Here is a 12,433-nt window from a genome sequence, read left to right as displayed (position 1 = left end):
TCGATGCGCTGTCCGTTCTGTCAAAGCCTGAACACACACGTCAAAGACAGTCGGCCTGCAGAGGACAATGCCGTTATTCGTCGCCGCCGGGTGTGCGGCGACTGCGGTGGTCGTTTCACGACGTTTGAGCGGGTTCAGCTGCGTGAGCTTACGGTGGTCAAGCGCGAGGGAAAGCGCGAGCCGTTCGATCGCGATAAGCTTCTTCGATCCGTGACCATCGCTGCCCGCAAGAGACCCATTGAGGAAGAGCGGCTTGAACGCTTGGTCTCGGGGATCGTTCGGCAACTTGAGAGCACCGGTGAGACCGATGTCGCGTCCGATCAGATCGGTCTGCTTGTCATGGAAGCGCTCAAGGGTCTCGACGATGTCGCGTATGTGCGCTTTGCGTCGGTCTACAAGGATTTCCGCGAGGCTCGCGACTTTGAAGAGTTCGTGGAGGAATTGGCGAGCTCGTCTCGGGTGTCAGCCAAGGCTGGCACCGCAGCGGAGAAACGCGCTGATCCCGACGATGTCATTCGAGATTTTCCGCGGTGACAGCTTTGTCTGATCAGTTGGACCGGCGGTTCCTCGCGACGTCGATCCGTATGGGTGCACAGCGTGGCGGCCGTACATGGCCGAATCCGGCCGTTGGTTGTCTTGTCGTGAGCCGGGGCGTTGTCGTAGGTCGCGGCGTTACGGGAAATGGCGGTACCCCCCACGGCGAGACCGTTGCGCTCAAACAGGCAGGCCATCGCGCCCAGGGGGCGACGGTCTATGTGAGCCTGGAGCCATGCAACCATCATGGCCGAACGCCGCCTTGCTCAGACGCGCTCGTCGCTGCCGGCGTCAAACGTGTTGTGGTTGCGCTCGGTGATCCTGATCCACGCGTGTCGGGAAGCGGCGCATCCGCTTTGCGGCAGGCTGGCATCACGGTCGATGTTGAACCGTTTGCCGACATCAAGGCCGACGCGGAGCGCGCTCATCGTGGTCATATTGCTCGCATTCTCCTCGACCGTCCGCATGTCACACTCAAACTAGCGCTCAGCGCGGATGGTGCGATCGGCGCTGCAGGACAAGGTCAAATTGCCATCACAGGTGAGCAGACAAATCGGCTTATGCACGGACTGCGATCGCGCATGGATGCGATTGCTGTGGGTGCAGGCACCTGGAGAACTGATAAACCGCAGCTGACCGTGCGCTTGCCGGGTCTTGAGCGGCGGTCACCTCGCCGGGTGGTCTTTGGTGGGGATGATCCTGGGACGGAGGCCTGGCATCTGCCCAAACACACGGTCCGCTCCAACCTGCGCATGCTCGCAGGCAGCGGTATTGGCGAGTTGCTTGTGGAAGGCGGTGCCACGCTGGCGGGCTTGCTGCTTCGCGAACGTTTTGTCGACGAACTTCTGCTTCTCAAGGGTCAAGGGGTTATTGGGCACGGCGCCATCAAGCCCTTTGATGCTGACCCTTTTGACGATCTCGCACGTGCGGGGCTTTCCGATTGGACAGCTCGCAGCAAACGTCGCGTGGGAGACGATGCGCTGATGGTGCTCGCTCCCAACATGGTCGCAGAGGCAGCAAGCCCTCTGGCCGAAGCGGACAACCCACCACGCGTTGAAATTGCTACCATTTAGGAGGCTATGTGTTCACCGGAATTGTCACTGCAGTCGGAACGGTCGCTGGCGTCGAGCCGATGGGGGAAGATCGCCGCTTTACGATCCAAAGCCCTTATGACGCGGCTGGTATCGATCTTGGCGCATCCATTGCGCATGATGGCTGCTGCCTGACGGTGACAACGCTGGAGCATACCGACGCAGGTGCGCGGTACACCATAGATGCATCAGTGGAGACCTTGCGGCTGACAACCCTTGGAGCATGGTCACAGGGAACGTCCATTAATCTGGAGCGCTCACTAAAACTGGGTGACGAGATGGGAGGGCATCTGGTGACTGGCCATGTTGATGGCATGGCAATCGTCACCCGTCGCGAAGATGGTGAGAACACCAGCTTGTTCGAACTGCAGGCGCCCGATGAGTTGGCCCGGTTCATCGCAAAGAAGGGGTCCGTATGTCTTCAGGGGACATCGCTCACGGTCAACAGTATCGATGGCAATCGTTTCACGCTTATGCTTATCCCCCATACACTGGCAGTTACCACATGGGGTGTGCGCGCCGAAGGCGATACAATGAACCTTGAGATCGACCTGATGGCGCGTTATGCGGAGCGCCTGATGAGCGCCCAGTAAGCGCCCCCCACGTTTCCAGGCTGACCATGGCGCATTTTCTTATCGTAGAAGCACGCTTCTACACCGATCTCCTCGATGAATTGTGTGCAGGGGCACAAGAAGCGCTGGAGGCTGCGGGCCATACTTTTCAGCGCATCGCGGTTCCTGGCGCTCTGGAGATTCCCGGCGCTATTATCATTGCGGAACGGGGCGCAACAACCTTTGACGGCTACATTGCGCTCGGCGTGGTCATTCGAGGCGAGACGACCCATTACGATTATGTGGCCGGCGAAAGCGCGCGAGCCTTGATGGACCTGACGATGAACCCGGGTCTTGCGATCGGTAACGGCATACAGACCGTTGAGAACGGCGATCAGGCATGGGCGCGCGCGCGACGGTCTGACAAAAACAAAGGCGGTGGCGCAGCGGCGGCTGCCATCGCACTGGTCGACCTGCGTGGGCAGATGGGCGCCTGACGGATGGTCGACAGCGAACCACGCCCCGGAACCGGTCGCCTTGCCAACGCGCGCGGTGTCGCGCGGCTTGCCGCTGTTCAGGCGCTGTATCAAATGGACATCGGCAAAACGACACTACCTGAAACGCTTGCTCAGTTCGAGGCATTTCGCCTCGTTGAGGAAATCGACGGTTGGGCCTACAGGCCAGCCGACCGAGGCTATTTTCGGCATCTTGTGACCGGCGTCGTCAAAGAGCAGAAGCTTCTTGATCCTGCCATCCACGCCGCACTGCCTGATGCCTGGCCTCTGACCCGCATCGACAAACTCTTGAGGGCGGTTTTGCGGACGGGTGCGTTTGAGATCATGCGCCGTAACGATATTCCGCAGCGCGTGCTTCTGAACGAGTATGTCGATATCGCCCGTGCCTTTTACGATGACGCTGAGGTCCGGCTGACAAATGGCCTTCTCAACACCCTGGCCGGCCAGTTTCGCAGCAAGCCGACGCGTGCGTAGCGGTTGAATTGCGGCCGCGCCATAGGGATTTTTGCAGGTAGACTGTGCTTGCTTCCTGCCTCAAGAGGGAAGCTATGACGCTCGCCGCAGACACTGGCCTTGAAGCCTACGACGACAACCGTGCCCGCAAGAATGCCTATATCCTGGCAGCAGGGCAGGCGCTTGGCGGAGCGAACGCATCAATCGTGATCGCAACCGCTGGATTGGCCGGCGGCTACGTGTTGCCCGCTGATCAGGCAGCCTTTGCGACGATTCCCGTATCGCTGTTCATTGTCGGGACGGCGTTCTTCACGCTTCCGGCGCAAAAGATCATGGCGCGGGTCGGACGTCGTCCTGTGTACATCGCGGCGGCCGCTTGGGGCGTCATTGCTGGTCTGATTTCCATGCAAGGCGTCTTGTCCGGTACCTTCTGGCTTCTGTGCATCGGAACGTTCATGTCAGGCATGTTCGGCGCTGTGGGGCATTCCTATCGGTTCGCAGCAGCCGACACAGCGTCACCGGCTTTTCGTCCCAAAGCGATTTCCTGGGTTCTCGCCGGGGGCGTCGCGTCCGGCCTGATTGGCCCGCAAGTGGTCATTGCTTTCAATGACCTTTTCGATCCCGTCCTGTTCGCAGGCGCGTTCTTAGGCCAGGCAGGCCTTGCACTGCTTTCGATCGCCATCGTCAGCTTTGTGGACCTTCCCAAACCTGAACCGGTGTCAGCCAGCGCTAAAGCGAACACGCGCACCATCTGGCAAATTGCGAAGCAGCCGCGCTTTCAGGCCGCGCTTTCAAGCGCGGTCGTGGCGTATGGGTTGATGAGCCTCGCGATGACTGCCGCGCCTCTTGCGATGATTGCATGTGGGCATACGGTCGGCGAAGCAGCTTTGGGTATTCAATGGCATGTTATCGGCATGTTCGCGCCGAGCTTCTTTACCGGATCGCTGATCGCGCGGTTTGGTGCCGAACGCGTTATCCTTGCAGGATTTGCCCTTCTGGTTGTCTGCGCGGCTGTCGCGCTCAGCGGTTTGTCCGTCTTCCATTTTTGGGCGGCGCTGGTGCTGCTCGGTGTTGGCTGGAACTTCGGCTTCCTTGGCGCGACGGCGATGCTGACTGAGTGCTACCGCCCCGAAGAGCGCAATATGGTGCAAGGCTGGAACGATCTTGTTGTGTTCGGCTTCGTCGCGTTCGCCAGCTTCTCCTCCGGCGGCCTTCTGCACATGTTCGGCTGGGACCTGATCAACTGGCTGCTGCTGCCGATTACGTTCATCGCGGCGGTTCTGCTGGTGACCCGTGGCCGAAAAGCTGAAGCCGCGGCCGCTTGAACTTTCGTCTAATTTAGCGCGCAATTATCTTCCAATGCTCAGGTTGCGCTTGCGAAGCATCGCACGCTTTGCCAGTAAGAGCGCGATAGGGGCGGCCAAACCCTCAACCTGTTAACGGTGGAAGCGTCCCGGTCTTCTGAAAGGTCCGCAAGGGGTGGACCGAAGCGAAGGAGCGCATTGCCTGATCAAGGCAGTGCCCGTGGCTCCAAGGGGTTAAATTCATGGAACTGTTATTCGTCATCGCGTGCGGTGTGCTGTCGCTCGTCTATGGCATGTGGGCCGCCCAGTCGGTGATGGCCGCCGATGCCGGCAATCAGCGCATGCAGGAAATCGCCAGCGCCATTCAGGAAGGCGCGTCCGCTTACCTTACCAGGCAATACCTGACCATCGCCGTGGTCGGAGTCGTGATCTTTGTGGTGGTCTATTTCCTACTTGGGATGGAAGTGGCCATTGGTTTCGCCATCGGCGCGATTCTGTCGGCGGCGGCGGGCTTCATCGGCATGCACGTGTCGGTACGAGCGAACGTCCGCACTGCGCAAGCTTCGTCGCAGAGCCTCGCAGCAGGCCTGTCCATCGCCTTCAAATCAGGTGCGGTAACGGGGATGCTTGTGGCGGGCCTCGCGCTGTTGGGCGTGGCGGTCTACTACTACCTTCTTACCGGCCCGATGGGCTTTGAGAACACCTCGCGCGTTGTCATCGACTCGCTTGTGGCGCTCGGCTTTGGTGCATCACTGATTTCGATTTTCGCCCGGCTTGGCGGCGGCATCTTCACCAAGGGCGCCGACGTTGGTGGCGACCTCGTCGGTAAGGTTGAAGCTGGCATCCCGGAAGACGATCCCCGCAACCCGGCGACGATCGCCGATAATGTGGGCGACAATGTCGGTGACTGCGCGGGCATGGCCGCTGATCTCTTTGAGACCTACGCGGTGACCGTCGTGGCGACCATGGTGCTCGCCTCGATCTTCTTCACTGGCGAAGCGGCATCGCAGATGATGCTCCTGCCGCTGCTGATCGGTGGGGTCTGCGTGATCACCTCGATCATCGGCACCTTCGCCGTTCGCTTGGGCTCGAACAACTCGATCATGGGAGCACTTTACAAGGGCTTCTGGGCGGCGGCAGTCCTTTCGATCATCGCGCTTGCCGGGATCACCTGGGGCTGGCTTGGCGCCGATAGCGCGTTCACCACCTCCGGCGGAACAAGCTTTACAGGTCTCGATCTGTTTTTGTGCGGAGTGCTTGGGCTCGTGGTGACTGGCGCGATTATTGTCGTCACCGAATATTATACCGGTGTTGGGTATCGCCCGGTCCGGTCTATCTCCCAGGCGTCCGTCACCGGTCACGGTACCAATGTGATCCAGGGCCTTGCCATCTCGCTCGAAGCGACTGCGCTGCCGGCAATCATCATCATCATAGGCATTATCTCGACGTATCTGCTCGCGGGTCTGTTTGGTATCGCCATCGCGGTCACAACGATGCTGGCCTTGGCGGGTATTGTTGTGGCGCTCGACGCGTTCGGTCCGGTCACCGATAATGCTGGCGGTATCGCAGAGATGTCGAACCTGCCAGATTCGGTGCGTGAGACGACCGATGCGCTGGACGCGGTCGGCAACACAACCAAAGCCGTCACCAAAGGCTATGCTATCGGTTCGGCGGGCCTTGGAGCACTCGTACTGTTTGCGGCCTACACCGAGGATCTGAAGTTCTTCGCCAACAATGCCGAAGCAGGGTCATTCTTTGAGGGCGTTGCTGTCGATTTCTCCTTGTCCAACCCTTACGTTGTTGTGGGCCTCTTGTTCGGCGGTCTGCTGCCGTACCTGTTCGGTGGCATGTCCATGACCGCTGTTGGCCGGGCAGGGGGCGCTGTCGTCGAAGAGGTACGCCGCCAGTTCCGGGCTGATCCGGGTATCATGGAGGGCACCTCCAAGCCGGACTATGCTCGGGCTGTCGACATGCTGACACGTGCGGCGATCAAGGAAATGATCGTGCCTTCGATGCTGCCAGTGCTCTCACCCATCGTCGTGTTCTTCGTGATCAATGCAATCGCGGGCAAAGACCAAGCGTTCGCAGCGGTCGGTGCGATGCTGCTCGGCGTGATCGTCAACGGGCTTTACGTTGCCGTCTCCATGACGGCCGGAGGCGGCGCATGGGACAACGCCAAAAAGAGCTTTGAAGACGGTTTCGTCGATAAGGATGGTGTGAAGCACGAGAAGGGTGGCGAAGCGCACAAGGCGTCAGTCACCGGTGATACCGTCGGAGACCCCTACAAGGACACTGCCGGTCCGGCCGTGAACCCGATGATCAAGATCACCAACATCGTGGCGCTATTGCTCCTGGCGGTGCTGGCACACGGCTAAAGGCAAAAGCACGATGCAAACACGAAAGCCCGCCGGAACGCTCCTGGCGGGCTTTTTCATTACGCAGCAGTCGGTGGACGCCTAGAACAGGTCCTGAGGAACGCTACCCAAGCCACCGAGTATTTGACCGATGAAGGTCAGGTCGCGCCCGCCGGTGGGTGTGGTGTTGCTGGCGAAGTCGAAAATGACCCCATCTTGCAGGCCGTAGTCTGCGATCTGCTCAACCAGCGCGGTCTCATCAAAGTACACGGCGACCACGCGCTGTTCGACGATCTCAGGGCGCGAAAAGGCAAACGTCTGCTCACTGCGCTGCGAGATGTAATAGAAGACCTCGTTGTCCAGCGTGGCGGTGGTTTGGGGTGTACCCAGCACGATCAACACCTGATCGCGCGATGAGCCCACCGGAACCTGTGCCAGCCCATCTTCGGGCATGGTGAAGCCGTGGTTGAAGGTCTGCGCCGTGTTGCATCCACCCAGGAATGCTGTAGCCGCGATCCCTGCCAGACCGAAAACAAACTTACGCCGGTCGGTCGATAAACACTTTTGTGGCCGAACGGTGCGCGCCCCGACGCCGCACCCCTTTAATCCCAACTCGCTCAACCCTATACCTCCTCACAATCCTCAAACGCTTGAACGCGCGTCCGAAGCGCCCGTGGCGCACGCCAGTGGACGTACCCAACTCAAATCAATAGGGCAACACGATGGTGCTGGCTTTCTGGAAACGGCGCAACGATACGGTACCGTACACAATCTATCAGAACGTTGCCGAGGCGTCGCGACAGGCAGGCCTCTATGAACGGATAGGGGTGCCCGACACTATTTCAGGACGTTTCGATATGCTGATGGCGCACGCTATCCTCGCATTGCGTCGCCTCAACAAGGTGGAGGGCGATCGCCGTCAGGAAGCGGCTGCACGCGCACAAACGTTTTCGGATGTTTTGTTCAAGGACCTTGATCGCGCTTTGCGCGAAACCGGGGTTAGCGACCGGAAGGTCCCCAAACGCCTCAAATTGCTCGCGCAAGCGTTTTTGGGTCGCGGTAAGGCCTATGGCGAAGCGCTTGATGCTGGCGATCGCGATCAACTCGCCGAGGTTGTTATGCGCAACCTTGGGGGCATCGTCTTTCATGCCGATCGGTCGGACGTTCTGACCGCTGCTGCTGCGCGTGGTGAGACCATCGAAACCGAGGCCTTAGAGCAAAGCGAGCTTGAGCACTACGCGCAGGTCGACGGTGGAATCCTGGCGGCCTATCTGCAGGCAGCCGACGTCGCATTGGCGCAGCAGGATGACACAACCGTCTGTGAGGGTAGCTTTGCTTGGCCGGACGTTGACATACTCGTCAAAGGCTATCTCGAAGAGACAGGCTCGCCACAAAAAGAGGCCACGCCTTGACGATGTCTCGCGGAAATCCCGGCTTGCCGCAGCTGTGGGTCGCTCCTGAGGAGGCGGGTTCAAAGCTGCAACTCACCTTGCACTTTGATGATAAGCAGTGTGGCTGTTTGGCTGATCGGTGTGATCTGGCTGGCGTTCGCGATTTCTCAATGCGCGCCACAGCGCAGCGCCAGTCGGGCGGAAAGCTGTTGGTGGAGGGTTCGGTTGAGGCGACGGTTGGATATGTATGCAGCCAGACCCTTTTGCCCTTCGACGCCGCCGTGAACGAGGTTTTTGAGCAAACCTATTGGCCCGAGAAGGCAATTCAGAGCGGCGAAGACGTTGAATTGGATGCCTTTGCGGCTGATGACCCCGAGCCGCTTCACGCTAAGGGGGCCGACGTTGCCGAGCTGGCCTTTCAGCATTTCTCCCTGGCTATCGATCGCTATCCTCGCCATCCGGATGCAGAGCCCATGCCAGCACCGGACCCTTTGGCGGCTGCGGATGAAGCGTCGCCTGAGGCCAGCCAATCGCCTTTTGCTGTTTTGGCGCAGCTACGCGGGCAACCCGACCGTTGAATCGGCGATCCTAGCCGTTCATGCGTGTGGATCGATGCAAGCGATACCCTTTAATATGGACGCCATCGGATATAGTACGACGGTCCGGACGCGTCCTTGATTTGGCGCGCCATTCACGCTGAGTGAAGCGCTGAACAGCGACCTTAGCCGAATCGGAACCACAGAGGGCCTTATGGCGCACGGCAAAGACCAGCTGACGGTGTCGGTTGATGCGATGGGCGGTGATATCGGCCCAGACGCCATCATCCCCGGTCTTGGCATATCGAAACAGCGCTATCCCGAGCTGCGTTTTGTCCTGGTGGGTGACGAAGCCAAGATCGATCCGCTTTTGGCTGGCTTTCCCAAGGTTCGGGAGGTTTCAAGCGTGGTCCACACGGACGTTGCCATTTCAATGGATGCCAAGCCAAGTCAAGCGCTGCGCCAGGGCCGGCGAACCTCATCCATGTGGAAAGCGCTTGAAGCCGTCAAAGAGGGCGAGGCAGACATTTGCGTATCCGCGGGCAATACGGGCGCACTGATGGCGATGTCGAAATTCTGCCTGAAGACCTTACCCACCGTGGACCGCCCCGGCATTGCTGCGATTTGGCCAACAACGAGGGGAGAATCGATTGTCCTTGACGTTGGTGCAACTGTTGGCGCCGACAAGCAGATGCTGGTTGATTTCGCCTTGATGGGGTCCGCGATGGCCCGCACGCTATTCGGCCTGGAGCGACCAACTGTTGGTCTGTTGAACGTCGGGACCGAGGAGATTAAGGGGCTGGAGCCAATAAAGAACGCCGGCCAGCATCTGCGCGAAGCGCGTTATGACGGATTGGATTACATTGGGTTTGTCGAAGGCAATGATATCGGGACAGGCCGGGTGGATGTCGTGGTTACAGAAGGCTTTTCGGGCAATATTGCTTTGAAAACGGCGGAAGGGACGGCCCGCCAGATTAGCGGTTACTTGCGGGATGCGATGGGCGCGAGCTTGCAGACCAAGCTGGGTGCGCTGTTGGCGAAACCAGGTTTTGATGCGCTGCGCCGGAAGCTTGATCCACGTCGGGTCAATGGTGGCATCTTTCTTGGCCTGAATGGGACCGTCGTCAAAAGTCATGGTGGGGCGGACGCTGTTGGCATCGCTTCGGCAATTGATTTGGCGCGGCTCATGGTGCGCAATCGTCTGACCCAAACGATTGCCGAGCAGTTACAGCAAGCGAGTGAAGCGGCCGCCGCCGCGCAGCCCGACGATGCAGCGACTGGCAGCGAGGCCGCGCCCCATGGAGATGAGCGCGTGGCCGCAACTGGAACACATTCATGACCGACGGCAACACTTCAACCGCGCTCTACAGCCGTTTGGTGGGGGTTGGGAGTTACCTCCCTGCCAATAAAGTCACCAATGATGATCTCGCCGAAAAGGTCGATACATCGGACGAGTGGATCGTTCAGCGAACCGGCATCCGATCGCGACACATTGCGGCCGACGATGAACACACCAGCGACCTTGCGACCCACGCAGCGCGCACCGCTCTCCAGAACGCAAATCTGGACGCGCAAGACATCGATCTTATCGTGCTTGCAACAGCAACCCCGGATCATACCTTCCCAGCAACGGCGACACAGGTCCAAGCCAACCTGGGTATGACGCAAGGCTTTGCATTCGACATGCAGGCAGTTTGCTCCGGTTTTGTTTATGCCATCACCACCGCCGATGCACAGTTGCGCGCGGGCCTTGCAAAACGTGCGCTGGTCATCGGCGCTGAGACCTTTTCACGGATCATCGATTGGACGGATCGAACAACCTGCGTCCTGTTCGCTGATGGGGCTGGTGCCGTGGTGCTGGAGGCCGTGGAAGGACCCATGCAGACCGGTGATCGCGGTGTCATCGCGTCAGCTCTGCGCTCAGACGGTCGCCACATGGACAAGCTATTTGTCGATGGCGGTCCCTCGACAACGCAAACGGCCGGTGTCTTGCGCATGCAAGGGCGCGAAGTCTTTAAACACGCGGTCTCCATGATCACCGACGTGATCGTGGATGTCTTCGAGCAGACCGGATACTCAGGTGACGATATCGACTGGTTTGTCCCGCACCAGGCCAACAGGCGCATCATCGATGCGTCGGCCAGCAAGCTGAAGATTGATCCGGCCAAGGTTGTGACGACCGTCGATCATCATGGAAACACGTCTGCTGCCTCCATTCCTCTGGCACTTGCCGAAGCGGTTGCCGACGGCCGGATCAAGCAAGGCGATCTGTGTCTGCTTGAAGCGATGGGCGGTGGTTTCACCTGGGGCGCCACCCTCGTGCGCATGTGAAAAACGGTTATCTGCCAAGGCGATAGCTACGTTGCAGGCGTGCAACAGTCTCGACCAAACAACGATATTTCCCTGATTCTCAGCGAATCAAATCGATTTCGTCGCGTTTGTCGGTGCGGAGAATTGACCGGCTTCGAAACGACCCATTAGAACGCCCCATCGTCGTTAACCCAAAAAAACGTAAAAAGAGACCGGTATGGCTGGCGGAACGGTAACGAGGGCGGACTTGTGTGAAGCGGTCTATGAGAAGGTGGGTCTTTCGCGTGCGGAAGCCGCTGACCTCGTAGAGGCAGTCATAGAAGAGATCGCGGCGGCCGCGGTCGCCGGAGAGAACATCAAGCTCTCATCGTTCGGGACCTTTGTCATTCGCCACAAAGACGAGCGCATTGGACGCAATCCGAAGACTGGCCAAGAAGTCCCGATCACGCCACGTCGCGTCATGGTGTTTAAGCCCTCCAACATTCTTAAACAGCGCGTCGATGCAGGCCAGAAGCGCTAGCGGGTCCCCCCGAAAGCCGCTCTGAGAGACGATTTCCTATTTTCTTTGCCGATAAACCTCTTGGGTGCGGACGCTTGGCTGCCCTAAGGTGACGATGCTGATTCGCGGCACCCGGGTCAGTCAAGTTCGTCAATTTGCGGTTGCGTAGGCTGGTCCCATGGCGCGTGGCTCCACGAAAAGTCCAGATGCATTTCGAACGATAAGCGAGGCGGCTGATGTTCTCGACTTACCGCAGCACGTCCTGCGCTTCTGGGAGACCCGGTTCAGCCAAATCAAACCGATGAAGCGCAGCGGTGGGCGGCGCTATTATCGCCCCACGGACATCGCGATGCTGCGGGGTATCCGCCATCTTCTGTATGAAGAGGGCTACACGATCAAAGGCGTGCAACGCATCTTGCGGGAGCAAGGTGTGGCTTTCGTCTCCGCACAGGGAGACGATGGGTCGCCGCAGGCTGCACCCCAGGTGGATGCTCCGAAGGCACCCGCCGATGTTCAACCAAGAACAGTTCCAGCGGATGCGCCGTCTCCACCCCCGCAACAGGCGCACACTGGGGCAGCTTCAACGCCATCCCACATAGAAACCGCAAGTTCTTCTCACAACGCCGACACATCCAATATCTCTGCCAGAGAACCACGTCCGGCAGGTGGTACTACGGCAATGACACAAGACAATGGTGGCAGAGCGAGGCTCTCGCATGCAGATGTCAACGCGTTGGCTACAGCTTTGCGAGATTTGATTGAGTGTAAGAACATGCTCGACGACGCGCGACCGGGAACGACCGGGCCGTCATCCGACGGTGCGGGCGCAGACGAGCGGCCATAACGCGCCATAGCAATCAAAAATTTACGCTATCAGTATTCAATTGCGCGCGGG

At 59.2% G+C, this 12,433-nt stretch carries 14 protein-coding genes; 13 read left to right on the top strand and 1 reads right to left on the bottom strand.

Annotated features, from left to right (window positions below):
• Window positions 1–3 precede the first annotated feature (3 nt).
• The 7 genes from nrdR (at window position 4) to AAF739_13910 (ending at window position 6,823) form a co-directional block, all read left to right on the top strand.
• Window positions 4–534, top strand: coding sequence for a transcriptional regulator NrdR (gene nrdR, locus AAF739_13940; protein MEM6383769.1), 531 nt, complete (start codon window positions 4–6; stop codon window positions 532–534).
• Entirely contained in the window at window positions 531–1,607 is a 1,077-nt protein-coding gene (gene ribD / locus AAF739_13935; GenBank protein MEM6383768.1) for a bifunctional diaminohydroxyphosphoribosylaminopyrimidine deaminase/5-amino-6-(5-phosphoribosylamino)uracil reductase RibD, read from the top strand. The genes nrdR and ribD overlap by 4 nt, the downstream gene beginning before the upstream one ends.
• Window positions 1,608–1,615: 8 nt before the next feature.
• A complete protein-coding gene (locus tag AAF739_13930) occupies window positions 1,616–2,218 on the top strand; it encodes a riboflavin synthase (protein ID MEM6383767.1) in 603 nt (200 codons plus the stop codon).
• Window positions 2,219–2,244: 26 nt separating this feature from the next.
• Window positions 2,245–2,673 (top strand): 6,7-dimethyl-8-ribityllumazine synthase, encoded by a 429-nt coding sequence (gene ribH, locus AAF739_13925; GenBank protein MEM6383766.1) that lies wholly within the window; start codon window positions 2,245–2,247, stop codon window positions 2,671–2,673.
• Between the two features lie 3 nt (window positions 2,674–2,676).
• Window positions 2,677–3,165, top strand: coding sequence for a transcription antitermination factor NusB (gene nusB / locus AAF739_13920; protein ID MEM6383765.1), 489 nt, complete (start codon window positions 2,677–2,679; stop codon window positions 3,163–3,165).
• Between the two features lie 74 nt (window positions 3,166–3,239).
• Complete coding sequence (locus AAF739_13915) at window positions 3,240–4,469, top strand: MFS transporter (protein ID MEM6383764.1); 1,230 nt, start codon at window positions 3,240–3,242, stop codon at window positions 4,467–4,469.
• Between the two features lie 221 nt (window positions 4,470–4,690).
• Complete coding sequence (locus AAF739_13910; protein MEM6383763.1) at window positions 4,691–6,823, top strand: sodium-translocating pyrophosphatase; 2,133 nt, start codon at window positions 4,691–4,693, stop codon at window positions 6,821–6,823.
• A gap of 81 nt (window positions 6,824–6,904) precedes the next feature.
• On the opposite strand, the gene AAF739_13905 is transcribed toward AAF739_13910, so the two are convergent.
• Window positions 6,905–7,423, bottom strand: coding sequence for an outer membrane protein assembly factor BamE (locus AAF739_13905; protein ID MEM6383762.1), 519 nt, complete (start codon window positions 7,421–7,423; stop codon window positions 6,905–6,907).
• Between the two features lie 101 nt (window positions 7,424–7,524).
• On the opposite strand from AAF739_13905, the gene AAF739_13900 reads away from it, so the two are divergent.
• The 6 genes from AAF739_13900 (at window position 7,525) to AAF739_13875 (ending at window position 12,382) form a co-directional block, all read left to right on the top strand.
• Window positions 7,525–8,214, top strand: coding sequence for a ubiquinol-cytochrome C chaperone family protein (locus AAF739_13900; GenBank protein ID MEM6383761.1), 690 nt, complete (start codon window positions 7,525–7,527; stop codon window positions 8,212–8,214).
• A 2-nt stretch (window positions 8,215–8,216) separates the two neighbouring features.
• Entirely contained in the window at window positions 8,217–8,771 is a 555-nt protein-coding gene (locus tag AAF739_13895; GenBank protein MEM6383760.1) for a DUF177 domain-containing protein, read from the top strand.
• A gap of 172 nt (window positions 8,772–8,943) precedes the next feature.
• Window positions 8,944–10,068 (top strand): phosphate acyltransferase PlsX, encoded by a 1,125-nt coding sequence (gene plsX, locus AAF739_13890; GenBank protein MEM6383759.1) that lies wholly within the window; start codon window positions 8,944–8,946, stop codon window positions 10,066–10,068.
• On the top strand, window positions 10,065–11,060 hold the full coding sequence (locus tag AAF739_13885) for a beta-ketoacyl-ACP synthase III (GenBank protein ID MEM6383758.1): 996 nt from the start codon (window positions 10,065–10,067) through the stop codon (window positions 11,058–11,060). The genes plsX and AAF739_13885 overlap by 4 nt, the downstream gene beginning before the upstream one ends.
• Before the next feature lie 196 nt (window positions 11,061–11,256).
• The gene (locus tag AAF739_13880) at window positions 11,257–11,559 is read left to right on the top strand and encodes an integration host factor subunit alpha (GenBank protein MEM6383757.1); all 303 of its coding nucleotides are present in this window, start codon (window positions 11,257–11,259) and stop codon (window positions 11,557–11,559) included.
• Window positions 11,560–11,716: 157 nt separating this feature from the next.
• Entirely contained in the window at window positions 11,717–12,382 is a 666-nt protein-coding gene (locus AAF739_13875) for a MerR family transcriptional regulator (protein ID MEM6383756.1), read from the top strand.
• Window positions 12,383–12,433: the final 51 nt, after the last annotated feature.

The sequence above is a fragment of the Pseudomonadota bacterium genome (genome assembly GCA_039024915.1).
Classification (GTDB): domain Bacteria; phylum Pseudomonadota; class Alphaproteobacteria; order Rhizobiales; family MH13; genus MH13.
The sequence above is the reverse complement of the archived record's forward strand: the minus strand, read 5'-3'. Positions and strand labels throughout refer to the sequence as shown.

Coding starts and splice junctions, on each gene's coding strand:
- nrdR (MEM6383769.1), top strand. CDS start 4: ATGCGCTGTCCGTTCTGTCAAAGCCTGAACACACACGTCAAAGACAGT.
- ribH (MEM6383766.1), top strand. CDS start 2,245: ATGGCGCATTTTCTTATCGTAGAAGCACGCTTCTACACCGATCTCCTC.
- nusB (MEM6383765.1), top strand. CDS start 2,677: ATGGTCGACAGCGAACCACGCCCCGGAACCGGTCGCCTTGCCAACGCG.
- AAF739_13915 (MEM6383764.1), top strand. CDS start 3,240: ATGACGCTCGCCGCAGACACTGGCCTTGAAGCCTACGACGACAACCGT.
- AAF739_13910 (MEM6383763.1), top strand. CDS start 4,691: ATGGAACTGTTATTCGTCATCGCGTGCGGTGTGCTGTCGCTCGTCTAT.
- AAF739_13900 (MEM6383761.1), top strand. CDS start 7,525: ATGGTGCTGGCTTTCTGGAAACGGCGCAACGATACGGTACCGTACACA.
- AAF739_13895 (MEM6383760.1), top strand. CDS start 8,217: ATGTCTCGCGGAAATCCCGGCTTGCCGCAGCTGTGGGTCGCTCCTGAG.
- plsX (MEM6383759.1), top strand. CDS start 8,944: ATGGCGCACGGCAAAGACCAGCTGACGGTGTCGGTTGATGCGATGGGC.
- AAF739_13885 (MEM6383758.1), top strand. CDS start 10,065: ATGACCGACGGCAACACTTCAACCGCGCTCTACAGCCGTTTGGTGGGG.
- AAF739_13880 (MEM6383757.1), top strand. CDS start 11,257: ATGGCTGGCGGAACGGTAACGAGGGCGGACTTGTGTGAAGCGGTCTAT.
- AAF739_13875 (MEM6383756.1), top strand. CDS start 11,717: ATGGCGCGTGGCTCCACGAAAAGTCCAGATGCATTTCGAACGATAAGC.